The following is a 24,036-nucleotide window of genomic DNA, read 5'->3' as shown; positions in this document are numbered from 1 at the left end:
AACCCTCCCGTCATAAAAAAGCAGAAACGGCAATGAAGCATCTTGGTCTTCATTGCCGTGCATTATATTACCCGGATCTGGTCGCTTAGTGAACGTCGCGCCAGAATTCCTTCTTCAACAGCACAGTGAAGATGAAGAAGATCACGATGAAGCCAAGCACCCAGAAGCCCATGCGTTCACGCTCCTGTTGTACCGGTTCAGCCGAGTAGACCAAGAAGTTTACCAGATCCAGTACCGTCTTATCATACTCTTCGTCATCCATTTCACCGTTGCCGTCAGATTTGATGCTGACAACCTGCTGGGTCTCGACGCCATCGACCATGTGAGTCGCGAACTCGGCACGGGGAGTCCCCTGCAGCGGCTCCAGCACATGGGGCATGCCCACTGACGGGAACACCACGTTATTCACACCAAACGGACGGGTCGGATCCACGTAAAAAGAACGCAGATAAGTGTAAATCCAGTCCGCACCACGTACTCGGGCAACCAGAGTCAGGTCGGGAGGCGGCGCACCAAACCACTTGGCGGCATCCTTCTCGGACATGGCACTCTTCATCAGATCACCCACTTTGGCGTCGGTGAAAATGAGGTTCTCCTTCATCAGATCCTCAGGGATCTCCAGATCGGCAGCAACCCGGTTGTAGCGTTGGTACTGGGTAGAGTGGCAGCCGGCACAATAATTCATGAAGGTGGCAGCTCCGCGTTGCAGGGATGCCTTGTCACTCAGATCGTAATTGGCCTTGTCCAGTGCAACCGCACCTCCAGCGGCAAACACCAGAGAGGGCAGCAGGGTCAGCACTGCAAATATTATTTTTTTCATTTAAATGTCACCCTCTCCGGCAGCGGCTTGGTGCGTTCGTTTTTGCTGTAGAAGAACAACAGCACGAAGAAACCGAAATAACCCAAGGTACAGATCTGGGCAACCAGCGTCAGAGTCGGCGTCGACGGCAGTACACCCAGCACCCCCAGAATGATGAAGCAGACCACAAACTGGGCGATGTTCAGCTTGTGCAGCTTGCTGCGATAGCGTACTGAACGCACCTTGCAGCGATCCAGCCAGGGCAGCAGGAACAACACCACAATAGAGAGGCCCATCATGATGACGCCAAGCAGCTTGTCAGGTACCGCACGCAGAATCGCGTAGAAGGGGGTGAAGTACCACACAGGCGCGATGTGAGCCGGAGTCTTCAGGCCGTTGGCCACTTCAAAGTTCGGCTTCTCGAGGAAGTAACCCCACATATCCGGCTTGAAGAAAATGATGGCGCAGAAGAAGAACAGGAAGCCAGCGACACCGATCATATCCTTGACGGTGAAGTAAGGATGGAATGCCACCGCATCCAGCGGCCAGCCGTTCTCGTCCTTGTGCTTCTTGATATCGATGCCATCCGGGTTGTTGGAGCCCACTTCGTGCAGCGCCAGGATATGCATCGCAACCAGCATCACCAAAACCAGCGGCAACGCGATGACGTGCAGCGCGAAGAAGCGGTTCAGGGTCGCACCAGAGATAACGTAGTCACCACGGATCCACAGGGTAAGATCGTCACCGATGACCGGAATGGCACCAAACAGCGAAATGATGACCTGGGCCCCCCAGAATGACATCTGTCCCCAGGGCAGCAAGTAGCCCATAAAGGCTTCCGCCATCAGCACCAGGAAGATCAGCATGCCGAAAATCCACAGCAGCTCGCGCGGCTTCTGGTAAGAGCCGTAAATCATACCTCGGAACATGTGCAGGTAGACCACCACGAAGAAGGCAGAGGCACCGGTAGAGTGCATGTAACGTAGCAGCCAGCCATACTCCACATCCCGCATGATGTACTCGACGGAGGCAAACGCACCTTCCGCAGAGGGGTTGTAGTTCATGGTCAGCCAGATGCCGGTGATGATCTGGTTAACCAGCACCAACATGGCCAGCGAACCGAAGAAATACCAGAAGTTCAGGTTCTTCGGAGCCGGATACTTGGCCATGTGGTCGTTGTACATGGCCGTAAGCGGAAAGCGATCGTCAATCCAGCCCATCAGTTTGCTCAACATGATCAGGCCTCCTTGCCATCGGCACCGACCAGAATGGTGGTGTCGTTAATGAATTGATACGGCGGAATAACCAGGTTCAGTGGTGCAGGCACCCCCTGGAACACACGGCCAGCCATATCGAACTTGGAGCCATGACACGGGCAGAAGAAGCCGGACGCAACCCCCTGCACCTGCTCACCAAAACTGTCAGGCAGATAAGAAGGTGAACACCCGAGATGGGTGCAGATACCGACCGCGACAAAAATTTCGGGCTTGATCGATCTGTACCCGTTATGGGCATAGTCAGGCTGCTGCGGCTCTTCTGATGAGGGATCCCGCAACTTGTCATCATGTGCTGCCAGGGCATCCAGCGTCTGCTTGGTGCGTTTCACCACCCAGACGGGTTTGCCACGCCACTCGACACGGATGAGCTGACCCGGTTCCAACTTGCTGATATCGACTTCAACCGGTGCACCGGCTGCTTTGGCCTTGGCACTCGGATTCCATGACTTTATAAACGGCACTGCGGTAAACGCAGCTCCTACCCCACCAACGGCAACCGTTGACCAGGTAAGAAATCTGCGGCGACCGGTATCAACTGGCGCATTGCTCATCCAAAAACTCTCCCATGTGGACTCCGCACATTCTTATAGTGTCCCTGTTCCCCATTTTTCCCGTGACAACAGCGGCGGAAGCTGGATTTACAATTGCCACAGAAAACAGGGGAAATTTTAAAGAAAAGATAACAACTTGACAAGAAAGAGCGGTGAGCAATAAAAACAATAAAGAAACAATTTTTTGTCTTTTGTGACGCGTGGTTAGCATTGATGTCGGTAATATTACTAATAAAAAAAGCCTGGCGGTTGCCAGGCTTTTTTGACACTCGAAAGAGTGAGCACCGAAAGCGAATTAACGCTTGGAGTACTGCGGACGCTTACGAGCTTTGTGCAGACCGACTTTCTTACGCTCAACCTTACGGGCATCGCGAGTAACAAAGCCTGCTTTACGCAGTTCGGAACGCAGGGTTTCATCGTACTGCATCAGAGCACGAGTGATACCGTGGCGGATCGCACCAGCTTGACCGGAGATGCCACCACCGTTAACGGTGATGTACAGATCCAGTTTCTCGGTCATCTCAACCAGTTCCAGCGGCTGACGAACTACCATGCGGGCAGTCGGACGACCGAAGTACTGCTCCAAGGAGCGCTGGTTGATTACGATCTTACCGCTACCCGCTTTGATAAATACGCGAGCAGTGGAGCTTTTGCGACGGCCGGTACCGTAGTATTGATTTTCTGCCATGTTGCCAGTTCCCGATTAGATATCCAGTACTTGAGGTTGCTGAGCAGCGTGAGCGTGCTCGGCGCCTGCGTAAACTTTCAGTTTACGGAACATGGCACGGCCCAGAGGACCTTTCGGCAGCATGCCTTTAACAGCAGCTTCGATTACCATTTCCGGTTTACGCTGAATCAGCTTGTCGAAGCTGATTGACTTGATACCACCCGGGAAACCGGAGTGAGCGTGGTACATTTTGTCGGTAGTTTTCTTACCGGTAACACGTACCTTCTCAGCGTTTACAACGATGATGTAATCACCGGTGTCAACGTGCGGAGTGTATTCAGCTTTGTGCTTACCACGCAGACGAGCAGCGATCTCGGTTGCGATACGACCCAGAGTTTTACCTTCTGCGTCCACAATGTACCAGTCACGTTTTACGGTTTCTGGCTTGGCAACGAAAGTTTTCATTAAGTTAAACCCAATTACCTGTTACAGACCCAATTGTTTATGGGGGCTCTCCCACAAACAACAAACGATGGCCTACCTGTACCCCTTCGAATACAAGTAAAGCTTAAAGTGTTGCTGTCTTATCGACAGCTGTAACGTGGGCCGGGCGATTATAAGTGAAGTTGCCTTAAATATCACCTGCTAATTTCACTGCCATGAAACCAGCAAATGTCGCCCGGCCCTACCTGCCGCAGATGCCCATCCGACTGGCAGGCGCGGTATTGTGACTAAGGAAGGTGCACTCTGGCAAGGTATTCGTGCGATTGCATTTCCTGAAGCCGTGAAAGACAGCGTTGGAATTCGAAATTCAGCAGCCCTTCACCGTAGAGTTCTGCCATGGGAACCGCCGCCGACATGATGAGCTTGACGTGCCGTTCATAAAACTCATCGACCATGGCAATGAAGCGGCGAGCCGCGTCATCCGTGCCTGTGCCCATTGGCTGCACATTGGCCAGCAGAACAGTATGGAACAGTCTGGCCAGCTCGATATAGTCGTTCTGGGAGCGGGGAGTACAGCAAAGTTGCTCAAATTCCATATAGAGCACCCCTTCCCCCATTCCGAGCGACGTCAGCTGACGATGATTGACCTCGAACGTCCCCTCGCAAGCCGTGTGCCCACCGGTTAATTGCTGAAAATAGCGGTCAAGATTGGCTTTTGCCTGCAAGTCCAGCGGGCAGTGATAAATCTCCGCTTGTTCCAGCGTACGCAGGCGATAGTCGATACCGCCATCTACGTTAAGTACCTCGCAATGACGCTCGATCAGCTCGATAGCTGGCAGAAAACGGGCTCGCTGCAGCCCGTTGCGATAAAGATCCTGCGGCGGAATATTTGAAGTGGCGACCAGCACAACACCGTGACCAAACAGCTCCTGAAACAGCGTGCCCAGCAACATGGCATCGGTGATGTCGGAGACAAAAAATTCGTCGAAACAGATGATGTCTGTCTCGCTGGCAAGCTTGCTGGCCACCAGTTTGAGGGGATCGGACTGCCCGCTCAACCCCTGCAATTCATCGTGAATGCGGTGCATGAAACGGTGGAAATGGCTGCGCATCTTGCGCGTCCCCGGCAGGCTGTCGAAAAAGGTATCCATCAGCCAGGTCTTGCCTCGGCCCACTCCGCCCCACATATAGATACCGAGGACGGGCTCCGGCTGCTTGGGCTTTTGCAGCCAACCCAGCAACCCTCGAGATCTGGTCGGAGTCGGGTGCCGTAGCAAATCCTGATACAGTCGCTCCAGCCTGCTAATGGCCATCCCCTGCGCGGGGTCGGCCACAAAGCCGGGGCGCAGCAGATCCTGCTGGTATTTTTGCTGCGGTGTCATCCTTGAGCGCCTCTCCAAGTCCCTGAATCGAGGACAAAATGGTATCACGGCCTCAGGACGCACGGTATAGTGCCATCAAGGCATGGCGGTTATGACGACCGCATAAACCCACTCTGTTTTAGCTGTAACAAGGAGCATCTATGAGTCTGTTAACTGGGATCCTGCTGGCTGTCGCGGCCTTGATTATCGGTATCGTTCTCGGCCGTTTTTCGGTACGCAGCCGCGATGCCGGCCGTCTGGAACAGGAACTGAAAAAGGCCCACAAGGAGCTTGAAAGCTATCAGGGCCAAATCAATACCCACTTCGCCGACAGCGCCGCCCTGATGGAGCAACTGGCCGAGCAGTATCAGACCCTCTATCGCCACATGGCCGAGCAGAGCAAATTCCTGGCCAAGGCACAGGAACCGCTGTTCCGTGAATCATTGGTAGAAGAAGCCCCAAGCAAAGAAGCAGATGAGCCGGGCGTACCGCCTCGCGACTATGCCGGCGCCTCTTCCGGACTGCTCAAACAACCAAATTAGTTCCTCGCGGAACTAATTGGCCAGCCCTGTGGTCTGACCTTGACGATTGCAATGCAACTTTTTCTGGGAGCTGTTTTTCATATGCGTAAACCTCTTTCCATGCTCAGTGTGCTAGCCCTCAGCGTCGGTATCGCCATGTCTGCGGCCCCTGCTCAGGCCGCACTGCCTTCCCTGTTAGGCTCTAATCAGGAGATGCCAAGTCTGGCCCCCGTTCTCGAACAGGTCACTCCTGCCGTAGTTAATATCTCTGTCTCCGGCAAGAAGATCACCCGCCAGCGTCTGCCGGAACAATTCCGTTTCTTCTTCGGTCCCAATATGCCCGATGAACAGGTGAGCGAGCAGCCGTTCCAGGCACTCGGCTCCGGTGTCATCGTCGATGCCAAGAAGGGTTACGTGATCACCAACGCCCACGTGGTTCACGAGGCGGACGAGATCAAGGTCACTCTGAAGGATGGTCGTGAATATGCGGCCAAGAAGATCGGTGAAGATAAGCAGTCCGACATCGCCCTGCTGCAAATCAAGGCCGAGGATCTTGTGCAGATCAAGTTCGCCGACTCCGACGAGCTGCGGGTGGGTGACTATGCGTTGGCAATCGGCAACCCGTTTGGTCTGGGTCAGACCGTTACCTCAGGTATCGTCAGCGCGCTCGGTCGCAGCGGCCTCAACATCGAGAATCTGGAAAACTTCATCCAGACCGATGCGGCCATCAACTCAGGTAACTCGGGCGGTGCCCTGCTCAATCTGCGTGGCGAGCTGATCGGTATCAACACCGCGATTCTGGGCCCGAACGGCGGCAACATCGGCATCGGCTTTGCCATCCCCTCCAACATGGTGCGGGATCTGACCGAGCAGATCGTCAAGTACGGTGAAGTGCGTCGCGGTCAGCTGGGCATTACCGGTACCGAACTCACCTCAGACATCGCCAAGACCTTCGGCTACAACAAGAAGGATGGCGCCTTCGTCAACCAGGTCATGCCTGACTCCGCCGCAGACAAGGCGGGCATCAAGGCGGGCGATATCATCGTCAGCATCGATGGCAAGCCGGTTCGCTCCTTCGGCGAGCTACGTGCCAAGATCGCCACCATGGGCGCTGGCAAGCAGGTCGAGCTGGGACTGATCCGCGATGGCAAGTCACAAACGGCCAAAGTGACCCTGAAGCAGGCCGATGACAGCGAAGTGCGCGCCAGCGCGCTGCATCCGGCACTGGAAGGGGCCAAGCTGAGCACCACTACCGATCCGGTCTCCGGCGTCGCCGTGGCCGACATTGATCCCCGTTCTCCGGCAGCCGCTTCCGGCCTGCAGAAGGGGGACATCATCATCGGGGTCAACCGTCTGCGCATCAACACCTTGGGCGAGCTGAGCAAGGCGCTCAAGAACAAGCCTGACGTACTGGCGCTCAATATCCAGCGCGGCGACTCCTCGCTCTATCTGGTGATCCGCTAACCCCCTGATGGTTCAACAACCTCTCTATCACCCGCGGCCTTCGCCGCGGGTGATTTTTATCCATCGATAGTGTTATTCTCTGCGCGCAGCCTGTACGGATGAGAATGACATGAAAATTTCCCCTTTAGTCAGTTACTTGGGCAAGTCTGTCGGTTTCGGTTTGACCGTCGCGGCGCTGCTGTTGCTGCTGTTTCCCAATTTTCGCGGTGGCGCCCAACTCCCGGGGCTCATCACCAATGCCCGAGAACTGAGTTTTTCCTATGCCGCTCATCGGGCCGGCCCCGCCGTCGTCAACATCTACACCCGCAGCTTTGCTCCTAACCAGGGCAATCAGGGAGAACTGCGTCCACAAGGACTGGGCTCCGGCGTCATCATGACCCAGCGCGGCTACGTGCTGACCAACTACCACGTCATCGCTGACGCCGACCAGATCATCGTAGCCCTGCAGGATGGCCGGGTTTTCAGTGCCGAGCTGGTCGGCACAGACCCGCTTACCGACCTTGCCGTGCTCTATATCGAGTCAGATAACCTGCCGGTAATCCCGCAAGATCCGGAGCGGTTGCCAGAAGTGGGCGATGTAGTACTCGCCATCGGCAATCCCTACAACGTCGGCCAGACCATCACCCAGGGCATCATCAGCGCGACTGGCCGCACCGGTCTCTCCAGCATGGGGCCGGACAGCAATGGCCGGCAGGATCTGCTGCAGACCGATGCCGCCATCAACGAGGGCAACTCGGGTGGCGCGCTGGTCAACGGCCGTGGCGATCTGGTGGGCATCAACACCGCCACTTATCACCTCAACGGCAATCAGGAGAGCTACGGCATCAGCTTTGCCATCCCCTACCGGCTGGCGAAGCGGATCATGGATGAGCTGATCACCAATGGCAGGGTCATTCGCGGCTACCTTGGGATATCCAGCGTCGAGATCAACCCGATAATCGCGCGGATGATGAATCTCGGCGATCTGCGTGGTCTGGTAGTGAAGAGTCTGGATCCCTACGGTCCAGCAGCCAAAGGCGGTCTGCAACGAGGGGATGTGCTGCTCAAGATCAACGGCGAAGCCATCAGCGGTCCCAGAGCCGCCTTGGACAAGATCGCCGAGAGCCGCCCCGGCACCAAGCTGACCATATCGGTGTTACGCTCCGGCAAGCCGCTGGAAGTGGTGGTCACCATTGAAGAGGATGTGCGCTATCAGAACCGGGCTGGAGTCAGCAATGTCTCATCGGCCAGCTAACGCGGCAAAGGTCTATTGCATCAGCCTGCAGCCTGTTAGGCTGCGCCTAACTCTCATTTCTCCATGGAACTACATAGTCAGCCATGTCATGCCGCAATAGCGCGACCGAATACAAGTGAAAGGAATAGAAGAAGAACGAGGAGTGACTACTCCTCATTAAAGCCAGAGGTGAACAGCTCCACCACGGCGGCCAGGGCCTCGACCTCTTCGGGGCCCTCAACCTGTACTTCCACCTGCCGCCCTTGCGCGGAATCCAGCATCAGCAGGCCGATGATGCTGTCAGCATCGGCCTCCACACCATCTTCATTGCGCAGCAGCACGTGAGCATCGAAACCCTGCACCAACTCGAACAGCATCATGGCAGGTCTGGCATGAATACCCAGCTTGTTTTTCACTTCAACCGAGGCGGAAACAGTCATCGGGTCGTCCTATTGGTCCGTCAAGATTGGGGGGCACTCTTGTCGAGAGTGCGGTGGCGGATCTGCACGTTCTTGCCAAGCAAACGGAATGCACTGGCCAGCCGTTCTGCAATAAAGACCGAGCGGTGCTGACCGCCGGTGCAACCGATGCCGACCGTGAGGTAGCTGCGATTGTTGCGCTCCAGATGGGGCAACCAGGTCACCAGCATGTTTTCGATCTGCTGGGTAAACAGCATCACGTCAGCTTGTGCCGAGAGGTAGTTGGCGACCGGCTCATCCTTGCCGGTAAACGGCTTGAGCTCGGGGATCCAGTGCGGATTGGGCAGGAAGCGGGCATCGAACACGAAGTCGGCATCCTTGGGAATGCCGTACTTGAAGCCGAACGACTCGAACACCAGCACCAGCTCGTTCTCTTTCTTCCCAAGCACCCGGGTCTTGATGAGCTCGCTCAGGTCGTGAATGCTGAGGGTGGTGGTGTCGATACGCAGGTCAGCGGTCGAGGAGATGGGCGCCAGCAGGTGGGTCTCCTCCCGAATCGCCTCATCCAGCGACAGCTTGTTGCGTGAGAGGGGGTGCAAGCGGCGGCTCTCACCATAGCGCTTGAGCAGGGTGCCGTTGTCGGCGTCGAAGAAGAAGCTGGAGAACTCAACCCGCCCCTCATTGCGCACCTGAGCCAGCAGATTTTCCAGTTTCTCCGGATCGCTCGGCAGGTTGCGCACATCGATACTGACCGCCAGCTTGTCGTACTGGCTCTCCACCGACACAATCAGCTGGGGCAGCAGATTGACCGGCAGGTTGTCCACACAGTAGTAACCCAGATCTTCCAGCACTCGCAGGGCTACCGTTTTACCGGAGCCCGAACGCCCACTTACCACGATTAACTGCATCTTGTTCCCTCACGCCAAAACGGGTGTCTCATCCTTGGCCTGCTGTCAGGCCGAGGTCATGATCTGATAGAGCTCTTCGTCGCTGGTTGCCTGACGCAACTGGCGGCAAACCGCCTTGTCACCCAGCTTGGAAGCCATCAGAGAAAGGGTCTTGAGATGCTGCTTGCACTCGCTTTCCGGCACCAGCAAGGCAAACAGCAGGTCAACCGGTTGATTGTCGATGGAGTCGAAAGGAATAGGGTCGGCAAAAGTCATCAGGATCGCGGTTGGCGGGAACTCATCGTCAATGCGACCGTGGGGGATCGCAATACCGGCACCGATCCCGGTACTACCCATTTTTTCGCGGGCCAGCAAGCATTCAAACAGCGCCTGACGGGAGGTGCCAAGGCGTTCGGCGGCCAGCTCGCTGATGATTTCGAGGGCGCGTTTCTTGCTGGTACAAGGGACTGCACTCTTGGTGCAGTCCCGACTCAGTATGTGTTCAAGTTGCATGGTTATTTTTTATTTAACTTATCTTTGTGCTTGATGATCTGCCTGTCCAGCTTGTCGAGCAAGGTGTCTATCGCAGCATACATATCGGCATGTTCAGAGTTGGCAAACACTTCGCCACCGCTGACGTGCAATTTGGCTTCCGCTATCTGGTTCAGTTTTTCCACGCTAAGCACCACATGAACATTGTTGATGTGGTCGAAGTGACGCTCGAGTTTGGCAAATTTGTTATTCACATAATCACGCAGAGCTTCGGTGATCTCGACATGGTGTCCGGTCAGGTTAATTTGCATAACATCATCCTTTTGTTTGCCTAAACCAGGCGTTTGCGCTGATTGGAAGGTGGGATAAACAAGGATTCGCGATACTTAGCGATCGTGCGTCTCGCCACCATAATACCCTGTTCGGCCAGCAAATCCGCGATCTTGCTATCACTTAACGGCTTGGCAGGATTCTCTGCCGTGACCAGCTTCTTGATGAGCGCGCGAATTGCGGTCGATGAGCACTCTCCTCCTCCTTCGGTGTTCACATGGCTGGAGAAAAAAAACTTCAATTCGAAGATACCACGGGGGGTATGCATGTACTTCTGGGTCGTCACCCGGGAGATGGTCGACTCATGCATCTCTACCGCTTCGGCGATGTCATTGAGCACCATCGGCTTCATCGCCTCTTCACCATACTCGAAAAAGCCCTGTTGCTGCTCGACAATGCAACTGGCCACTTTCAGCAGGGTGTCATTGCGACTTTCCAGGCTCTTGATGAACCACTTGGCTTCCTGCAAATGGGAGCGGATAAACTGGGTGTCGGTGCTGCTGCGGGCGTTGCGGGCCATGGCGGCATAGGTCTCGTTGACCCGGATGCGGGGGGCGGAGTCGGGATTGAGCTCGACCACCCACTTGCTGCCCTTCTTGACCACGGAGACGTCGGGGATCACGTACTGAGAGTCACTCTGGATGATGCCGTTGCCGGGACGTGGCTCCAGCAGCTGGATCAGATCCAGCACCTCCTTGAGGTCGCTCTCTTTGAGTTTTGTCTTGCGGGCGAGGGTGCGGTAATCCCGGTTGCCGAGCAGCTCCATGTGCTCGAGGATCACCTCTTTGGCCTCGTTGAGCCAGGGGGTCTGCGGGTCATACTGATCCAGCTGGATGAGCAAACACTCCTGCACAGAACGGGCAGCAATGCCGACCGGATCGAAGTGCTGCACCCGCTTGAGTACCGCCTCGACCTCATCGAGTTCCACCTCTACGTCATCGCTGGTGACGGCAGCCTGGATATCCTCCATCGCAACGGTCAGATAACCGGATTCGTCGATGGCATCGATGATGGCGAGCGCGATGGCGGCATCCACATCGCTGAACGGTGTGAGCCGCATCTGCCACAGCAGATAATCCTGCAGGTTTTCGGTGGTTTCACCCTGATAGACGCTATCTTCCCCATCGTGGATGGGGCCCGCGCTCTGGGCGGTGCCGGCAGAGTAAACCTCGTCCCAGGTGGTATCCACCGGCAACTCGTCCGGCATCTGCTCCTGAGCCATGGCATCGCTGGAATCCAGCTGGCTGGCATCGACCGGCGCTTCCGGACTGGTCTCTTGCGCCTCGCTCTCTTCCTGCTCCAGCAGAGGGTTGTTTTCGAGCGCTTGCTGAATTTCCTGCTGAAGTTCCAGAGTGGAGAGCTGGAGCAGACGAATCGCTTGTTGTAATTGCGGCGTCATGGTCAGGGACTGACCGAGACGCAACTGTAATGTCGGCTTCATCTACGTCGGGATATCCTTATGTTCAGCGAGGCACTCGTCAAAGGAAATGAAGGCATGCCCCCTTACTATAGACTGAATTGATCGCCCAAATAGACGCGCTTGACCTGCTCATCGGCAAGGATGTCAGCCGGTGCACCTTCGGCAATCATCTTGCCGTGGCTGACGATATAGGCCTTCTCACATACGTCCAGAGTCTCTCTGACGTTGTGGTCGGTAATCAAGACGCCAAGGCCTCTATCTTTCAGATGCTGAATGATCTTCTTGATGTCTATCACAGAAATCGGGTCAACCCCTGCAAAGGGTTCATCCAGCAGAATAAAACGCGGCTCGGCCGCCAGCGCACGGGCGATCTCTACCCGACGGCGCTCACCGCCGGAGAGGCTCTGACCCAGGTTGTCGCGAATGTGGGTGATATTGAACTCTTCCAGCAGTTGCTGAACCTTGTCCTCACGCTCCTCGCGACTCAACCCCTTGCGGGTCTGCATCACGCCCATCAGGTTGTCGAACACTGACAGGCGACGGAAGATGGAGGCCTCCTGCGGCAGGTAACCGATGCCATTGCGCGCCCGCACATGCATGGGCTGCAGGCTGATGTCCTGATCGTCGATGGTGATGAGACCGGCATCGCGCTGCACCAGCCCCACGATCATGTAGAAGGAGGTGGTCTTGCCCGCCCCGTTGGGGCCGAGCAGGCCGACAATCTGGCCGGTGCCCACTTCAAGGCTGACGTCACTCACCACCATGCGGCGCTTGTAGCTCTTCTGCAGGCCCACTGCTTTTAACACTGCCATGGCTTATTTTCCCTGCTTCTTCTGGTCGGCGGGCTTGTCGAAATTCTCTACCTGATCCGGCAGGAATACGGTTTTGACCCGCTGGCTCGGGCTCTTGCTCTCGGCGATCATCTTCTGTTTGACGATGTCGTAGCGGATCAGATCGCCATTGACCTGGCTATCTTCCTGCTTGAGCTGACCGTTGCCGGTGATGGTCACCAGACGGTTCTTCAGCTCGTAGCGGATAGTGTTGCCGTGGGCATTGACCGGCTTGCCGTTATCCAGGATCTGGAAGAAGGTGGCGGGCTTGCCGTAGGCAGTCATCACCTCGGCCCCTTTCTCGCCGGAACGGGTCACTACCACCTTGTCAGCCTTGATCCGGATGGTGCCCTGATTGATGGTCACGTCCTCTTCGAAGGTGATGCGGTTGTCCTGCATCTCGGCCACCTGTTTGACGGCATCGACGTAAACCTTCTCGGCAAAGTCGGACTCTTTGGCGGTCACCGCACCACACAACAACAGGGCTGCGAGGGCCAGATTAGCGTTTTTCATTGAAATAGATGGCATGGCCTTGATCCAGTAACTCAAAATATTTGCGGTCCAGATGGCCCTTGAGGCCAACCCCTTGGGTCTGGAAATCCCGACCCAGAATGTTCACTTCCCGGTTGCTGCGCACATCCTGTGTCACCAGATCCAGCTCCAGATAGGGGGTATCCAGTGTGGAAATGAAAGAGGTGGGCAGCAGACCATCCAGATGCACCTTGTCCCGCAGGATGACGTTGTCGCCGGTGTTGAGCACGCCGGTTTCGGCGGTCACCTTCCACTCGGCGGCACCCTGATCGTCATACATGTAGACCACCGGCTTGTCGAAGGTGGCCTGCTCGAGGATTTGATAATACTCGGCGTAGGTCGACTCCAGCCGCTCGGTGCGCTTGCCGTTGATATCAAAACGGGTGGTCACCAGATCTTTGGCGACAAAATCCGGCTGATAGTTTTCGATTTTGACGGCGCTCTCAGGCACCAGCTCAACCTTGCCCAGCTGCCAGGCAACCAGTGCAACCAGAAACAGCAGGGCAAACAACAGGGTCTGTCTGCTCATACCGAAGCCTCGGGCTGATAATCGTCGTGGCCCTGCGCCTGCAAAATGAGGTCACACACCTCGCGCACCGCACCCATGCCACCGCCAAGCCGGGTCACCATATCGGCACGACTCAGCACCAGCGGATGGGCATCGGCCACCGCGATACCCAGGCCGCAAGCGGCCATCACCGGCAGATCGATGGTGTCATCGCCCATATAGGCGGCCTGTTCAGCAGTCAGCCCCAGCTTGGCCAGCAGCGCTTCGAAGTGAGGCAGCTTTTTATCAGCCCCCTGCACCACATGAGCCACCCCCAGGCTTTTCATCCGATCGCTGACGATACGGGAGTTGCGCCCGGTGATGATGGCGATTTCGATCCCGGCATTGAGCAGTGCTCGCATGCCCGCACCATCGCGGGTGCAGAAGGTTTTCAGCTCTTCGCCGTTGTTTCCCATGTAGATGAGGCCGTTGGAGAGCACCCCGTCCACATCGCACACCAGCAGGCGGATTTGCGCCGCCTTCTCAAACTGGCTGCGCGTCACCGGACCATAGAGGGTCGGTACGTTTTGCATCAAATTACTCCGGCTTTCAGCAGGTCGTGCATGTTGAAGGCGCCGAGCGGGCGCTTGTCACCATCCACCACCAGTAATCCGTTGATTTTTCTCGTTTCCATCAGCTTGACGGCTTCTGCAGCCATCATCTCTGGACCTACGGTAACACAGTTGGCCGTCATCACACGGCTGATGGGGGTGTGATGGATATCGATCTGCTGGTCAAGAATGCGGCGCAGATCGCCATCGGTAAAGAGCCCGGCCAGCAGGCCATTGCCATCGACCACCGCCGTCATACCGAGCCCCTTGCGGCTCACTTCCAGCAGCGCCTGGCTGATGGTGGCATCTATCCCTACCCGGGGCAACAGCTCGCCACTGTGCATCAGGTCGCCGACCCGCAGCAACAGACGCTTGCCAAGGGAACCGCCCGGGTGAGAGAGGGCGAAGTCATCGGCGGTAAAACCGCGCGCTTCCAGCAGGGCGACCGCCAGGGCATCACCCATCACCAGGGTTGCCGTGGTGCTGGAAGTGGGTGCCAGACCCAGCGGGCAAGCCTCTTTCTCCACCTTGATGCACAGATGCACGTTGGCCTCTTTGGCCATGGTGGAGGCGGGATTGCCGGTCATACAGATGAGCGGAATGCCGCGGCGCTTGAGTACCGGCAGCAGAGCCAGGATTTCGTCGCTCTCGCCGGAGTTGGAGATAGCGATGATAAGGTCGCCGCTGGAGATCATCCCCAGATCACCGTGACTCGCTTCCCCCGGATGAAGGAAGAAGGCCGGTGTGCCGGTGCTGGCGAGGGTGGCGGCGATCTTGCTGCCGATATGGCCCGATTTGCCCATGCCGGTGACCACTATCTTGCCACCGCAGCGCAGCACCATTTCGCACGCCTTGTCGAAGGCGTCGTTCAGATACTGATAGAGTCCATCAATGGCTTGCTTTTCTGTGTCCAGCACCGCGCGGGCACTGCGACGAAAATCGAACAGTTCAGACACTTTCTCAGGCTTTACAGACATAAAGACACAGCTCCGGGCCGAAATTAGCTGCGGGATTATAAAAAAGTCTGCTCGGATAAGCGAATCGGATGGCAAGTCCCGCTCTCAATGACGCACTTTGTTACAGAAAACTGTCGTGCAAATGGGCTTGCAGCCTGTTCAATAGTTGTTCCTTGCTGTTGCTTAGACCTAGACTACCCCATAAAATTCGCACCTCATTTACACCGGATGGACAATTGTTTGAACAATGACCTGATCACCATCTCCGATCTGACCTTCAGTCACGGAGATCGGCTGTTGTATGACGGGATCAACCTGACCATTCCTCGTGGCAAGGTAACCGCCGTCATGGGCCCGAGCGGCATCGGTAAAACCACCCTGCTGCGGCTGATCGGTGGCCAGCTCAAGCCGGAGTCCGGTCACATTCTATTTGACGGGGAAGACATCCCCACCCTCTCCCGTTCGCGCCTCTATGAAGTGCGCAAGCGGATGAGCATGCTGTTCCAGAGTGGCGCCCTGTTTACCGGCATGACGGTCTACGACAACGTGGCCTTCCCGCTGCGGGAACACTCCGGCCTGCCGGAGGTGCTGATCCACACCATCGTCATGATGAAGCTGCAGGCGGTGGGCTTGCGCGGCGCAGCAAAACTGATGCCCTCCGAGCTCTCCGGCGGCATGGCGCGCCGGGCGGCGCTGGCACGGGCAATTGCGCTCGATCCCGACCTCATCATGTATGACGAGCCGTTCGTCGGGCAGGACCCCATCACCATGGCGGTGCTTGTCAAGCTGATCAAGGAGCTGAACGATGCCCTCGGTATCACCTCCGTCATCGTCACCCACGATGTAAAAGAGGTGCTGAGCATCGCCGATTACGCCTACATCATTGCCAATCGCAAGGTGGTGGCGCACGGTACGCCGGATCAGCTGCGCGAGGAGCACAATCCCGAAGTCGAGCAGTTCCTCAAAGGATTGCCCGATGGTCCTGTTCCGTTTCATTTTCCGGCAGGCGATCTGCTACAGGATCTCTGATGTTGATAAGTCAAATAAGCAAGCTGGGGCGGGTCGGAGTGCGGTTTATCAGCTCCGTCGGTCGCGCCACCATCATGTTGTTCCATGCGCTGGCGGGCAAACCCGAGCCGCGCAAGCACTTCCCGCTGCTTGTCCAGCAGTTGTATGTGGTGGGCGTACAGTCGGTGGCCATCATTCTGGTCTCCGGCCTGTTCATCGGCATGGTGCTCTCGCTGCAGGGTTACAACGTATTGAAGGATTTCGGCGCCGAGCAGAGCCTGGGGCCGCTGGTCTCCCTCTCCCTGCTGCGGGAGCTGGGTCCTGTGGTCACTGCGCTGCTGTTTGCCGGCCGTGCCGGTTCGGCCCTGACCGCTGAAATCGGCCTGATGAAGGCCACCGAGCAACTTTCAAGCCTCGAGATGATGGCGGTCGACCCACTGCGCCGGGTGGTTGCCCCCCGCTTCTGGGCTGGCGTCATCAGCATGCCGCTGCTGGCCTTTATGTTCAGCCTGATCGGTATCTTCGGCGGCAAGCTGGTCGGTGTGGACTGGCTCGGCGTGGACGAAGGGGGCTTCTGGTCTGCCATGCAGGCCTCCGTCGACTGGCATGAAGACATCATGCAGGGCGCCATCAAGAGCCTGATTTTCGCCCTAGTGGTCACCTGGATTGCGCTCTTTAACGGCTATGATGCCAAGCCGACCTCGGCCGGGATCAGTCAGGCCACGACCCGAACTGTGGTCCACTCATCCCTCGCCGTGCTCGGCCTGGATTTTATACTCACTGCAGTCATGTTTGGATAAGGTAAAGATGAAGTTCAGCAAAGTAGAATTCCTGGTCGGCACCTTCATGCTGGCTGGCATCGGTGCCATTCTGGCACTGGCCCTGCAAGTGGCCGGTTTGAGCTTCAAACCGGAAGGAGAAACCTATACCCTGCGCGCGCATTTCGATAATATCGGCGGCCTGAAAGTCCGTTCGCCGGTCAAGGTCGGCGGCGTGGTGGTAGGCCGGGTCAGCGACATCGTACTGGACCCGAAAACCCAGGTGCCCGAAGTGACCCTGATGATGCAAAAGAGCGCTGGCGAGTTCGCCGATACCAGTTCCCTCTCCATCCTCACCTCCGGTCTGCTCGGCGAGCAGTACATCGGTCTGGCCCCCGGCTTCAGCGATGAGGAGATGGGCACCGAGATGCTCAAGGATGGCGACCTGATTGAAGACACCAAATCCGCCATCGTGCTGGAAGATCTGATTGGCAAGTTCCTCTACAGCCAATCCTCCGACAGCAAATCAGACAGCAAGAAGGAGTAATCATGTTCAAGAAAATCGCCCTGCTGCTGGGTCTGATGACCAGCATGCTCTTTTCCCTGTCTGCCCAGGCCGCAGTCGATGCCACCGACCCCAACGCGCTGGTGGATCAGGCGGCCAAGCAGACCTTTGCCCGCCTGAAGGCCGATCAGGCCCAGGTGAAAAGCAATCCGGATCACCTGCGGGTGATCATCCGCGAAGAGCTGCTGCCCTATGTGGACAACCGCTTCGCCGCCTACAAGGTGCTTGGCAACCAGATTAAAGAGACCACCGAAGCGCAGCGCAATGCCTTCGTCGAGGTGTTCACCGAGTACATGGTGAGCTCCTACGCCGATGCGCTGGCCCATTTTGACAAGCAGACCGTCAAGGTCGAGCCGGGCAAAGCCCCCAGCGGCAATATCACCGCCGTCAACGTCAGCGTGAAAGAGGCCGGCAAGCCGGACATCTTCCTCGAGTTCAAGCTGCGCAAGAACAACAAGACCGGCGAGTGGAAAGCCTTCGACATGGTGGCAGAGGGGATCAGCCTGCTCTCCGCCAAACAGAGCGAGCTGGGCGGTTTGATCCGCCAGAACGGCATCGATGCTGTGATCGCCCAGTTGCGCGCCCACAATGCCAAGCCGTTGGTGCTCAAGTCATGAGACTGAGCGGCGAGCTGCAGGCGGCTCAGGTGATTGAGCTGTGGCAACGGCGGGCTGACTGGTGGCAGGAAGACCAGATCGAGCTCGGCGACGTGACCACGCTGGATTCCGCCGGGCTGGCCCTGCTGGTCAAATGGGCCAAAGCCGTATTAGCGCGAGGCGCCACACCGCAATTGGTGGGCGCCTCCAGTGATTTCTATACCCTGGCCAACCTCTACGGGGTGGCCGGGCTGTTTCAGTCAACCCCGCTCACAACTGAGGACGCATAATGCAAGTCTCTGAAATTGAAGCGATACTCCTTGAGGCTCTGCCATTGTCCGAAGTCCATGTCAAAGGGGACGGTAGTCACTACCAAGTGATCGCCGTCGGTGACATGTTTGACGGCATGAGCCGGGTCAAGAAGCAGCAGGCCATCTATGCCCCGCTGATGGATAAGATCGCCAGCAACGCCATTCACGCCCTCTCCATCAAGGCGTTCACCGACGCCGAGTGGAAACGCGAACGTAAATTCCTATTGCCCTCCTGATTTGGTAACGAAGTAAAAAATGGACAAATTCAAAATCGATGGTCGTTGTACTCTCAACGGCGAAGTGACCATCTCCGGCGCCAAAAACGCCGCGCTGCCGATCCTGTTCGCAACCCTGCTCTGTGATGAAGAGGTACACCTCTCCAACGTGCCGCGCCTGAAAGATGTGGGCACCACCATCAAGCTGCTGGAGATGCTGGGCGCCACCACCAAAGTCAACGGCAACGTCACCGTGCTGACCGGTGCGGTCAACAACCACGTCGCCCCCTACGAGCTGGTGAAGACCATGCGCGCCTCCATTCTGGCGCTGGGCCCGCTGGCTTCCCGTTTCGGCGCCGCTGATGTCTCCCTGCCCGGCGGTTGCGCCATCGGTGCCCGTCCGGTCAACCTGCACGTCCACGGCCTGCAGCTGATGGGTGCCAAGATCACCATCGAAGATGGTTACATCAAGGCCCGTGTCGATGGCCGCCTGAAAGGCGCTCACATCCTGATGGATATGGTCTCCGTGACCGGTACCGAAAACCTGATGATGGCTGCGACCCTGGCTGATGGCCGCACCGTGATCGAAAACGCCGCGCGCGAGCCGGAAGTGGTCGATCTGGCCAACTTCCTCAATACCCTGGGTGCCAAGATCCAGGGGGCGGGTACCGACACCCTGACCATCGATGGTGTCGAGCGCCTGCACGGCGGCAACTACAGCGTGCAGCCTGACCGCATCGAAACCGGAACCTTCCTGGTGGGCGCGGCGGTCACCGGCGGCAAGATCACCTGCCGCAAGACCGACCCGACCCTGCTGGAAGCGGTACTGGTCAAGCTGGAAGAGGCTGGCGCACTGATTGAGAAGGGTGAAGACTGGATCACCCTCGACATGACTGGCCGCACCCTCAAGCCGGTCACCATCAAGACCGCCCCCTACCCGGCCTTCCCGACCGACATGCAGGCACAGTTCACCGTACTGAACGCGGTGGCACAAGGTACCGGCATGATCACCGAAACCATCTTCGAGAACCGCTTCATGCACGTTCCCGAGCTGGTACGGATGGGCGCAGACATCGAGTTGCAGGGTAATGTGGCCATCTGCCGCGACACTGCTCAGCTCAAGGGGGCTCAGGTGATGGCGACCGATCTGCGCGCCTCTGCCAGCCTGGTGCTGGCCGGCTTCGTGGCCGAAGGCTCCACCATCGTCGACCGCATCTACCACATCGACCGTGGCTACGAGAACATCGAGCAGAAGCTGCAGGGTCTGGGTGGCCGCATCGAGCGCATCAAGGGCTGATATCTCCCTGATCGCTGGCCGATAAAAAGGCCCCCTCGCTAATGCAAGGGGGCCTTTTTACATTCACCTGGGCTGCCGAGATTCAATGCGGTCGAGAGTGGTCCATATCGTGTCAGGCTATTTACCAGCCCCCTGGCGGCCAACGTTCATTGGCTCGAGACTCGCCAAAGAACCAAAAAAGTGGGGTGACATGTCCATGTCACCCCCTCGCAAATAGCATGTTCCATATTGGAGTCCGGCCACGCCAGGTCTCTGTTTCACTTTCCGATAGTTCGCGACCCATCTTAAGTGCGCGCCAATTGCAGCAATGCAACCGGCCAGCTACCCGTTACAACCTTCGTCCACACGGCAGACAAGCCGCCGTGTTTGTCCTTGCAACTGAAATATTACGCATAAAAACAAAATAAAAAACGTTTTTATGCTAATTCCATTCACATCAGAGTACAAAAAACAGCCTTATCATCACCACTAAATTGTTATAAAACAGCAAGATAGATTCATGCATGGTTATTCACCCGCAAAGGGCATCAGCAATGGCTTACAAGGCTTTGCGAGATCTCGCACAAAAAATGGCTGCCTTACAGCCAACGGCGCAGGGGCAACCAGTCACTCAGACGGGCTATCAGTCGCCTTGGCCACCCCTCGGGTTTGCGCGGCAATCCACCGGCCTGCTCCTGCCAGCGAGCCAGCCACGTTCGCAGCGCCTCGCAGATCGGCGGGCAGTGCAGATGCAGCATCAGTTCGGTATTGAGAAAGAGTGAGCGAGGATCGAGGTTGAGGCTGCCGAACAGCGCCCGCTCCTCCCCCAGCAGGATCAACTTGGCGTGCAGGCTGCCGTGGCCATGGTCAAACTCGGCGACCCGGATCCCTTGGCGCAGCAACCAGCCGAGATAACGCTGATAGGCACCATAGACCAGTGGCACATCGGTGCTGGCCAGCGAGTTGGTGAGAATGTCGATGGCGATCCCCTGCTGGCGCAGCCGCGCCAGACGGTGCCGGAACCCGCGGGTCAGGATGAGGTAAGGGGTCACCAACCCCAGCGAGCCGGGATTGTCGGCCAGCTGGCGCCAGAGCTGACGGGCAGTGGTGGGACGGGAGATAAGCCCCTTGCCGGGACGGTCGAACCACACCTCGGCCCGCCCCTCATGCCATTGCAGCGGCACATCGCGCTCGTCAAACAGCGCCGCGGGCAGATCGTAGACCGTCGCTACCGCCGGATCCGTCATGGTGAACAGGAAGTCGTTGACCACCTCTATTTCGGCGGGCAGCAGCTCGCGGCGCAACAGATGGCGGATGGAGTGACTCCAGCGGCTGTGCCAGAACTGCTCGAACCCCTGCACCATCTGCTGGCACAGTCCCCCCTGACAGGCGAGATCGAGATCCACGAAGGGGGCTTGCGGATCCAGACCGAAGTAGCGATCGCCTATGTTGCGCCCGCCGATCAGCGCCAGCTTGCCATCCACCAGCAGCAGTTTGTTATGCATCCGGTGGTTGATGCGGCGAAAGCTGAGCAGTCCCTCCAGCAGCAGTGCCAGCGGGCGCCAGCCCCGCAGCCAGAAGGGGTTGAACAGCCGTACCTCGATCCCCGGGTAGTGAGCCACCATCTCCAGAAAGCGGTTGTCACCGGCATAGAGATCATCCACCAGCAGCTGTACCTTGACGCCACGCCGGGCGGCGTGAAGCAGCTCGCTCAGCAGCAGCTTGCCGCTGCTGTCCTCCTCCCAGCTGTAGTACTGCGCCTGGATCCGCTCGCGGGCATGGCGGATCCAGTGACAACGCACCTTGAGCGCCAGCTGGGGATCGTCGATCAGGGCAAAGGATCCGGGGATCATGGTGTCATCCTGCTGTCATGGCCGGGTGTCATAACGCTGGCGAGCCTCTTCACATATTCAAAAGGAGTTGCTGATGGAACTGCATGATACCCCGATGTTGCGCTATCTGGGCCAGCTCAGCCAGCCAGATCTCATCCCGGCCACCGGCCCTGCTCACTGGTTTTTGCAACACAGGGACGGTGGCTGGCAATTGCCGACCGTGCAGGCGACCCTGCCGGTCAACCGGCTCAGGGCTGAGCCGCTTCGATAGCGGCAGCCTTGCCCTCGATCTGGGGCAGGCTGAAACGATAGGCCACGTAGTACTTGTAGATGGTGCCGACATAGTTGATCGGCCCCTGTCCGACTTCGTTGGCCACCAGCTGATCCACGTTACCGAACCAGACGTTGGGATCGAGTCCCAGTTTCTCCGCCTTGCCTCGCAGCGCCTGCACCCGGTTCGGCCCAGCGTTGTAGGCGGCGAGGGCAAACAGGTGGCGGTTGAGCCGATCCAGCTCGGGATCATTGAAGTAGGTATCGAGGATCAACCGCATGTAGCGGCAGGCGGCCTCCACATTTCCCTCCAGCGTGGTGAGTCTGGCGCCGTTGATGCCGACTTCCCGCCCCGTACTGGGCAGCAACTGCATGAGGCCCACGGCCCCCTTGGGCGAGCGCGCCTTGGGATTGAGGCCGGACTCCTTGTAGCCAAGCGCCGCCAGCATCAGCCAGTCGAGATCGTATTGATTGGCGTACTTCTCCAGCACCTTGCGAATGGTCGCGAGGCGCCCCATAGGATCCGGCGCCAGGATATTGCTCATCTGATCGCTGCGAACCAGCAAGCGGCGCAGGGTCATGTCGCTGTAGAGGCTGTTGCGGCTGACGCTCGCCAGATAGCCATTGACCGCTTTCAGCAGCTCGGGGCTGTTCTTGCGCAGCGCCCAGCCACTGGTGCCGTTGCTGCGCAGGGGGATCAACTTGTGAGCCTTGAGACCGGAGATCATGCCACTCAGCCAGATCCGCCCCTTGTAGCTGTCGGTCACCGTCAGGGGAATAATGCCGGCGGCCACCATCTCCAGCAGATCGCCATCCTGTAGATATTCGGGCACCGTCTCGATATAGACGGGGGGCAGCCCCAACTCGCGAAACAACCAGTTGAGCTGGCGCAAGCTCTCGTAGTAGCTGGAGCTGGCCCGCACCCAGACCCGCCTGCCGGAGAGCTGGGTAATGCGGCTGAAGGCGGGCAGGCTGTTCTGGCTAACCACCCACTCCTCGATGGAAGAGATGAGAGGCCGGGAGAAGGCCACCTGTTCACGCCGGGTCGGGGTCACCGTCATGGTCGCCGCCACCAGATCCCCACGCCCCTCGGTCAGATAGTCCAGCAGCTTGTCCTGCCGCACCGGGATGTAGACCACCTTGAGTTTGACCTTCTCTTTAGCGAGATAGGTGTTGTTCAGCCAGCGCTCGAATCCTTGCAGCTGATTGACCAGAATGCCGTACTGGGTGCCGCGATCGAGAAAATAGAAACCGCGCTCATAGACCACCAGAGCCCTGAGTTCGCGCTTTTGCAGAATGCTTTCGAGGTCCCCGGGTTGGGGCAAACGCACCGGCTTGAGCTCAGCCGCCAGCAGGGAAAAACAGCAGAGGGCCAGCAGAGCCCAAATCCAGCGTCGCATCACGATGGCTGCCCCTGTGCTGAGGTCACGCCTGCTGCCTGTTGGCAGCACGGATCACGATAGAGGGTGGGATTGGGGGCAGAGATCCATCGCTGCGTCATGATATTTACGCCTTCTGTTGGCCGACTCGCGCCGGGCAAACGTCTGTGGGATAGAGTAACTATAGAACGCCGACCCACAGCAGAAGGGTCAACACGGCAGGCAAACCTGCCGCGTTATCAGACAACTCAGATAGAGCGGGCCCGCATTTCGAAAATCAGTTTTTCGGCGGTGCAGGTGAATTGCAGGCGGGCTTTCAGGATCACGCCGTTGGCGCCCTGGGTCAGTTCGCTGCTCACTTGAGCTTCGGCGGTGACCTGTTTGGCCAGTGCTTCATAGGCAGCCAGCTTGGCGCGGGCATCCGCCTCGGCCGCGGCTTCAATAACCAGCTCCATCACATCGTCGCCTTCGCCGATGATGGTGCCGATCTCGGCAAAACAGCCGCAGCTGTCACAGGTTTCGTTCAGTTCAACTTTCTCGTCTACAGACATTTTCTACTCCTACTG

Annotated in this window: 30 protein-coding genes; 11 read left to right on the top strand and 19 right to left on the bottom strand. The window is 57.6% G+C overall.

Going from position 1 to position 24,036, the window contains the following annotated elements; genetic code table 11:
- Positions 1-85: 85 nt before the first annotated feature.
- The 6 genes from G5193_RS17615 to zapE form a co-directional block, all read right to left on the bottom strand.
- The gene (locus G5193_RS17615; RefSeq protein ID WP_201938939.1) at positions 86-820 is read right to left on the bottom strand and encodes a cytochrome c1; all 735 of its coding nucleotides are present in this window, start codon (positions 818-820) and stop codon (positions 86-88) included.
- A complete protein-coding gene (locus G5193_RS17610) occupies positions 817-2,034 on the bottom strand; it encodes a cytochrome b (protein WP_005341735.1) in 1,218 nt (405 codons plus the stop codon). Before G5193_RS17610 ends, G5193_RS17615 begins: the two co-directional genes overlap by 4 nt.
- Before the next feature lie 2 nt (positions 2,035-2,036).
- Positions 2,037-2,627 (bottom strand): ubiquinol-cytochrome c reductase iron-sulfur subunit, encoded by a 591-nt coding sequence (gene petA, locus G5193_RS17605; protein ID WP_216952217.1) that lies wholly within the window; start codon positions 2,625-2,627, stop codon positions 2,037-2,039.
- Positions 2,628-2,922: 295 nt separating this feature from the next.
- The gene (gene rpsI / locus G5193_RS17600) at positions 2,923-3,315 is read right to left on the bottom strand and encodes a 30S ribosomal protein S9 (protein WP_005336286.1); all 393 of its coding nucleotides are present in this window, start codon (positions 3,313-3,315) and stop codon (positions 2,923-2,925) included.
- Positions 3,316-3,330: 15 nt separating this feature from the next.
- Entirely contained in the window at positions 3,331-3,759 is a 429-nt protein-coding gene (gene rplM / locus G5193_RS17595; protein WP_005341737.1) for a 50S ribosomal protein L13, read from the bottom strand.
- Between the two features lie 266 nt (positions 3,760-4,025).
- Positions 4,026-5,120 (bottom strand): cell division protein ZapE, encoded by a 1,095-nt coding sequence (gene zapE / locus G5193_RS17590; RefSeq protein WP_421206663.1) that lies wholly within the window; start codon positions 5,118-5,120, stop codon positions 4,026-4,028.
- A gap of 140 nt (positions 5,121-5,260) precedes the next feature.
- Between zapE and G5193_RS17585 the strand changes: the two genes are divergently transcribed.
- From G5193_RS17585 to degS, 3 genes are all read left to right on the top strand, one after another.
- Positions 5,261-5,641: a YhcB family protein gene (locus G5193_RS17585; RefSeq protein ID WP_421206661.1), complete on the top strand. Its 381-nt coding sequence runs from the start codon at positions 5,261-5,263 to the stop codon at positions 5,639-5,641.
- Positions 5,642-5,722: 81 nt separating this feature from the next.
- Positions 5,723-7,084, top strand: coding sequence for a Do family serine endopeptidase (locus tag G5193_RS17580; protein WP_216952220.1), 1,362 nt, complete (start codon positions 5,723-5,725; stop codon positions 7,082-7,084).
- Positions 7,085-7,193: 109 nt separating this feature from the next.
- Positions 7,194-8,318, top strand: a complete 1,125-nt coding sequence (gene degS, locus G5193_RS17575) for an outer membrane-stress sensor serine endopeptidase DegS (protein ID WP_421206659.1) — start codon at positions 7,194-7,196, stop codon at positions 8,316-8,318.
- A 146-nt stretch (positions 8,319-8,464) separates the two neighbouring features.
- Here the strand turns inward: degS and npr are convergent, their stop codons facing one another.
- From npr to G5193_RS17525, 10 genes are all read right to left on the bottom strand, one after another.
- Positions 8,465-8,737: a PTS phosphocarrier protein NPr gene (gene npr / locus G5193_RS17570; RefSeq protein ID WP_005336318.1), complete on the bottom strand. Its 273-nt coding sequence runs from the start codon at positions 8,735-8,737 to the stop codon at positions 8,465-8,467.
- 20 nt (positions 8,738-8,757) lie between these two features.
- The gene (gene rapZ, locus G5193_RS17565) at positions 8,758-9,624 is read right to left on the bottom strand and encodes an RNase adapter RapZ (RefSeq protein ID WP_021231839.1); all 867 of its coding nucleotides are present in this window, start codon (positions 9,622-9,624) and stop codon (positions 8,758-8,760) included.
- A gap of 45 nt (positions 9,625-9,669) precedes the next feature.
- Positions 9,670-10,116 (bottom strand): PTS IIA-like nitrogen regulatory protein PtsN, encoded by a 447-nt coding sequence (gene ptsN, locus G5193_RS17560; protein WP_005336322.1) that lies wholly within the window; start codon positions 10,114-10,116, stop codon positions 9,670-9,672.
- 2 nt (positions 10,117-10,118) lie between these two features.
- Positions 10,119-10,406: a ribosome hibernation promoting factor gene (gene hpf, locus G5193_RS17555; protein WP_005336323.1), complete on the bottom strand. Its 288-nt coding sequence runs from the start codon at positions 10,404-10,406 to the stop codon at positions 10,119-10,121.
- Between the two features lie 20 nt (positions 10,407-10,426).
- Complete coding sequence (locus G5193_RS17550; RefSeq protein WP_201938916.1) at positions 10,427-11,866, bottom strand: RNA polymerase factor sigma-54; 1,440 nt, start codon at positions 11,864-11,866, stop codon at positions 10,427-10,429.
- A gap of 65 nt (positions 11,867-11,931) precedes the next feature.
- Positions 11,932-12,657, bottom strand: coding sequence for an LPS export ABC transporter ATP-binding protein (gene lptB / locus G5193_RS17545; RefSeq protein WP_005336333.1), 726 nt, complete (start codon positions 12,655-12,657; stop codon positions 11,932-11,934).
- Positions 12,658-12,660: 3 nt separating this feature from the next.
- Entirely contained in the window at positions 12,661-13,188 is a 528-nt protein-coding gene (gene lptA / locus G5193_RS17540; RefSeq protein WP_040068817.1) for a lipopolysaccharide transport periplasmic protein LptA, read from the bottom strand.
- Positions 13,175-13,735: an LPS export ABC transporter periplasmic protein LptC gene (gene lptC, locus G5193_RS17535; protein ID WP_005336338.1), complete on the bottom strand. Its 561-nt coding sequence runs from the start codon at positions 13,733-13,735 to the stop codon at positions 13,175-13,177. Before lptC ends, lptA begins: the two co-directional genes overlap by 14 nt.
- A complete protein-coding gene (kdsC, locus tag G5193_RS17530; protein WP_101530526.1) occupies positions 13,732-14,286 on the bottom strand; it encodes a 3-deoxy-manno-octulosonate-8-phosphatase KdsC in 555 nt (184 codons plus the stop codon). The genes lptC and kdsC overlap by 4 nt, the downstream gene beginning before the upstream one ends.
- Positions 14,286-15,281 carry a KpsF/GutQ family sugar-phosphate isomerase gene (locus tag G5193_RS17525; protein ID WP_005356672.1) on the bottom strand — a complete coding sequence of 332 codons (996 nt, stop codon included), beginning with the start codon at positions 15,279-15,281 and terminating at the stop codon, positions 14,286-14,288. Before G5193_RS17525 ends, kdsC begins: the two co-directional genes overlap by 1 nt.
- Positions 15,282-15,488: 207 nt before the next feature.
- Between G5193_RS17525 and mlaF the strand changes: the two genes are divergently transcribed.
- From mlaF to murA, 7 genes are read left to right on the top strand one after another with little or no spacing between them, the layout of a single operon-like run.
- The gene (gene mlaF / locus G5193_RS17520; protein WP_421206656.1) at positions 15,489-16,289 is read left to right on the top strand and encodes a phospholipid ABC transporter ATP-binding protein MlaF; all 801 of its coding nucleotides are present in this window, start codon (positions 15,489-15,491) and stop codon (positions 16,287-16,289) included.
- Positions 16,289-17,068 (top strand): lipid asymmetry maintenance ABC transporter permease subunit MlaE, encoded by a 780-nt coding sequence (gene mlaE / locus G5193_RS17515; protein WP_005336345.1) that lies wholly within the window; start codon positions 16,289-16,291, stop codon positions 17,066-17,068. The genes mlaF and mlaE overlap by 1 nt, the downstream gene beginning before the upstream one ends.
- A gap of 7 nt (positions 17,069-17,075) precedes the next feature.
- Positions 17,076-17,573, top strand: a complete 498-nt coding sequence (mlaD, locus tag G5193_RS17510) for an outer membrane lipid asymmetry maintenance protein MlaD (protein ID WP_005336348.1) — start codon at positions 17,076-17,078, stop codon at positions 17,571-17,573.
- Between the two features lie 2 nt (positions 17,574-17,575).
- Positions 17,576-18,208, top strand: coding sequence for an ABC transporter substrate-binding protein (locus tag G5193_RS17505; RefSeq protein ID WP_421206654.1), 633 nt, complete (start codon positions 17,576-17,578; stop codon positions 18,206-18,208).
- Entirely contained in the window at positions 18,205-18,477 is a 273-nt protein-coding gene (locus tag G5193_RS17500; protein WP_421206652.1) for an STAS domain-containing protein, read from the top strand. The genes G5193_RS17505 and G5193_RS17500 overlap by 4 nt, the downstream gene beginning before the upstream one ends.
- Positions 18,477-18,734 (top strand): BolA family iron metabolism protein IbaG, encoded by a 258-nt coding sequence (gene ibaG, locus G5193_RS17495; RefSeq protein ID WP_005306001.1) that lies wholly within the window; start codon positions 18,477-18,479, stop codon positions 18,732-18,734. Before G5193_RS17500 ends, ibaG begins: the two co-directional genes overlap by 1 nt.
- A 19-nt stretch (positions 18,735-18,753) precedes the next feature.
- On the top strand, positions 18,754-20,010 hold the full coding sequence (murA, locus tag G5193_RS17490) for a UDP-N-acetylglucosamine 1-carboxyvinyltransferase (RefSeq protein WP_421206650.1): 1,257 nt from the start codon (positions 18,754-18,756) through the stop codon (positions 20,008-20,010).
- 578 nt (positions 20,011-20,588) lie between these two features.
- On the opposite strand, the gene G5193_RS17485 is transcribed toward murA, so the two are convergent.
- Positions 20,589-21,842 (bottom strand): phospholipase D-like domain-containing protein, encoded by a 1,254-nt coding sequence (locus tag G5193_RS17485; protein WP_421206648.1) that lies wholly within the window; start codon positions 21,840-21,842, stop codon positions 20,589-20,591.
- Between the two features lie 73 nt (positions 21,843-21,915).
- On the opposite strand from G5193_RS17485, the gene G5193_RS17480 reads away from it, so the two are divergent.
- Positions 21,916-22,092: a hypothetical protein gene (locus tag G5193_RS17480; protein ID WP_005339947.1), complete on the top strand. Its 177-nt coding sequence runs from the start codon at positions 21,916-21,918 to the stop codon at positions 22,090-22,092.
- On the opposite strand, the gene G5193_RS17475 is transcribed toward G5193_RS17480, so the two are convergent.
- Both G5193_RS17475 and G5193_RS17470 read right to left on the bottom strand, forming a co-directional pair.
- On the bottom strand, positions 22,070-23,491 hold the full coding sequence (locus G5193_RS17475; protein WP_421206646.1) for a transglycosylase SLT domain-containing protein: 1,422 nt from the start codon (positions 23,489-23,491) through the stop codon (positions 22,070-22,072). The genes G5193_RS17480 and G5193_RS17475 overlap by 23 nt on opposite strands.
- A 227-nt stretch (positions 23,492-23,718) precedes the next feature.
- Positions 23,719-24,021, bottom strand: a complete 303-nt coding sequence (locus tag G5193_RS17470) for a YfcZ/YiiS family protein (RefSeq protein WP_101531245.1) — start codon at positions 24,019-24,021, stop codon at positions 23,719-23,721.
- Positions 24,022-24,036 lie beyond the last annotated feature (15 nt).

Origin of the sequence: Aeromonas sp. 601027 (genome assembly GCF_049174455.1) — a bacterium.
GTDB classification, from domain to species: Bacteria; Pseudomonadota; Gammaproteobacteria; order Enterobacterales; family Aeromonadaceae; genus Aeromonas; species Aeromonas veronii_A.
This window is presented reverse-complemented; position numbering and strand designations above follow the sequence as displayed.

Excerpts from the sequence above, each read along its gene's own strand:
- G5193_RS17615 (WP_201938939.1), bottom strand. The coding sequence starts at position 820 with ATGAAAAAAATAATATTTGCAGTGCTGACCCTGCTGCCCTCTCTGGTG.
- G5193_RS17610 (WP_005341735.1), bottom strand. The coding sequence starts at position 2,034 with ATGTTGAGCAAACTGATGGGCTGGATTGACGATCGCTTTCCGCTTACG.
- petA (WP_216952217.1), bottom strand. The coding sequence starts at position 2,627 with ATGAGCAATGCGCCAGTTGATACCGGTCGCCGCAGATTTCTTACCTGG.
- rpsI (WP_005336286.1), bottom strand. The coding sequence starts at position 3,315 with ATGGCAGAAAATCAATACTACGGTACCGGCCGTCGCAAAAGCTCCACT.
- rplM (WP_005341737.1), bottom strand. The coding sequence starts at position 3,759 with ATGAAAACTTTCGTTGCCAAGCCAGAAACCGTAAAACGTGACTGGTAC.
- zapE (WP_421206663.1), bottom strand. The coding sequence starts at position 5,120 with ATGACACCGCAGCAAAAATACCAGCAGGATCTGCTGCGCCCCGGCTTT.
- G5193_RS17585 (WP_421206661.1), top strand. The coding sequence starts at position 5,261 with ATGAGTCTGTTAACTGGGATCCTGCTGGCTGTCGCGGCCTTGATTATC.
- G5193_RS17580 (WP_216952220.1), top strand. The coding sequence starts at position 5,723 with ATGCGTAAACCTCTTTCCATGCTCAGTGTGCTAGCCCTCAGCGTCGGT.
- degS (WP_421206659.1), top strand. The coding sequence starts at position 7,194 with ATGAAAATTTCCCCTTTAGTCAGTTACTTGGGCAAGTCTGTCGGTTTC.
- npr (WP_005336318.1), bottom strand. The coding sequence starts at position 8,737 with ATGACTGTTTCCGCCTCGGTTGAAGTGAAAAACAAGCTGGGTATTCAT.
- rapZ (WP_021231839.1), bottom strand. The coding sequence starts at position 9,624 with ATGCAGTTAATCGTGGTAAGTGGGCGTTCGGGCTCCGGTAAAACGGTA.
- ptsN (WP_005336322.1), bottom strand. The coding sequence starts at position 10,116 with ATGCAACTTGAACACATACTGAGTCGGGACTGCACCAAGAGTGCAGTC.
- hpf (WP_005336323.1), bottom strand. The coding sequence starts at position 10,406 with ATGCAAATTAACCTGACCGGACACCATGTCGAGATCACCGAAGCTCTG.
- G5193_RS17550 (WP_201938916.1), bottom strand. The coding sequence starts at position 11,866 with ATGAAGCCGACATTACAGTTGCGTCTCGGTCAGTCCCTGACCATGACG.
- lptB (WP_005336333.1), bottom strand. The coding sequence starts at position 12,657 with ATGGCAGTGTTAAAAGCAGTGGGCCTGCAGAAGAGCTACAAGCGCCGC.
- lptA (WP_040068817.1), bottom strand. The coding sequence starts at position 13,188 with ATGAAAAACGCTAATCTGGCCCTCGCAGCCCTGTTGTTGTGTGGTGCG.
- lptC (WP_005336338.1), bottom strand. The coding sequence starts at position 13,735 with ATGAGCAGACAGACCCTGTTGTTTGCCCTGCTGTTTCTGGTTGCACTG.
- kdsC (WP_101530526.1), bottom strand. The coding sequence starts at position 14,286 with ATGCAAAACGTACCGACCCTCTATGGTCCGGTGACGCGCAGCCAGTTT.
- G5193_RS17525 (WP_005356672.1), bottom strand. The coding sequence starts at position 15,281 with ATGTCTGTAAAGCCTGAGAAAGTGTCTGAACTGTTCGATTTTCGTCGC.
- mlaF (WP_421206656.1), top strand. The coding sequence starts at position 15,489 with ATGGACAATTGTTTGAACAATGACCTGATCACCATCTCCGATCTGACC.
- mlaE (WP_005336345.1), top strand. The coding sequence starts at position 16,289 with ATGTTGATAAGTCAAATAAGCAAGCTGGGGCGGGTCGGAGTGCGGTTT.
- mlaD (WP_005336348.1), top strand. The coding sequence starts at position 17,076 with ATGAAGTTCAGCAAAGTAGAATTCCTGGTCGGCACCTTCATGCTGGCT.
- G5193_RS17505 (WP_421206654.1), top strand. The coding sequence starts at position 17,576 with ATGTTCAAGAAAATCGCCCTGCTGCTGGGTCTGATGACCAGCATGCTC.
- G5193_RS17500 (WP_421206652.1), top strand. The coding sequence starts at position 18,205 with ATGAGACTGAGCGGCGAGCTGCAGGCGGCTCAGGTGATTGAGCTGTGG.
- ibaG (WP_005306001.1), top strand. The coding sequence starts at position 18,477 with ATGCAAGTCTCTGAAATTGAAGCGATACTCCTTGAGGCTCTGCCATTG.
- murA (WP_421206650.1), top strand. The coding sequence starts at position 18,754 with ATGGACAAATTCAAAATCGATGGTCGTTGTACTCTCAACGGCGAAGTG.
- G5193_RS17485 (WP_421206648.1), bottom strand. The coding sequence starts at position 21,842 with ATGATCCCCGGATCCTTTGCCCTGATCGACGATCCCCAGCTGGCGCTC.
- G5193_RS17480 (WP_005339947.1), top strand. The coding sequence starts at position 21,916 with ATGGAACTGCATGATACCCCGATGTTGCGCTATCTGGGCCAGCTCAGC.
- G5193_RS17475 (WP_421206646.1), bottom strand. The coding sequence starts at position 23,491 with ATGCGACGCTGGATTTGGGCTCTGCTGGCCCTCTGCTGTTTTTCCCTG.
- G5193_RS17470 (WP_101531245.1), bottom strand. The coding sequence starts at position 24,021 with ATGTCTGTAGACGAGAAAGTTGAACTGAACGAAACCTGTGACAGCTGC.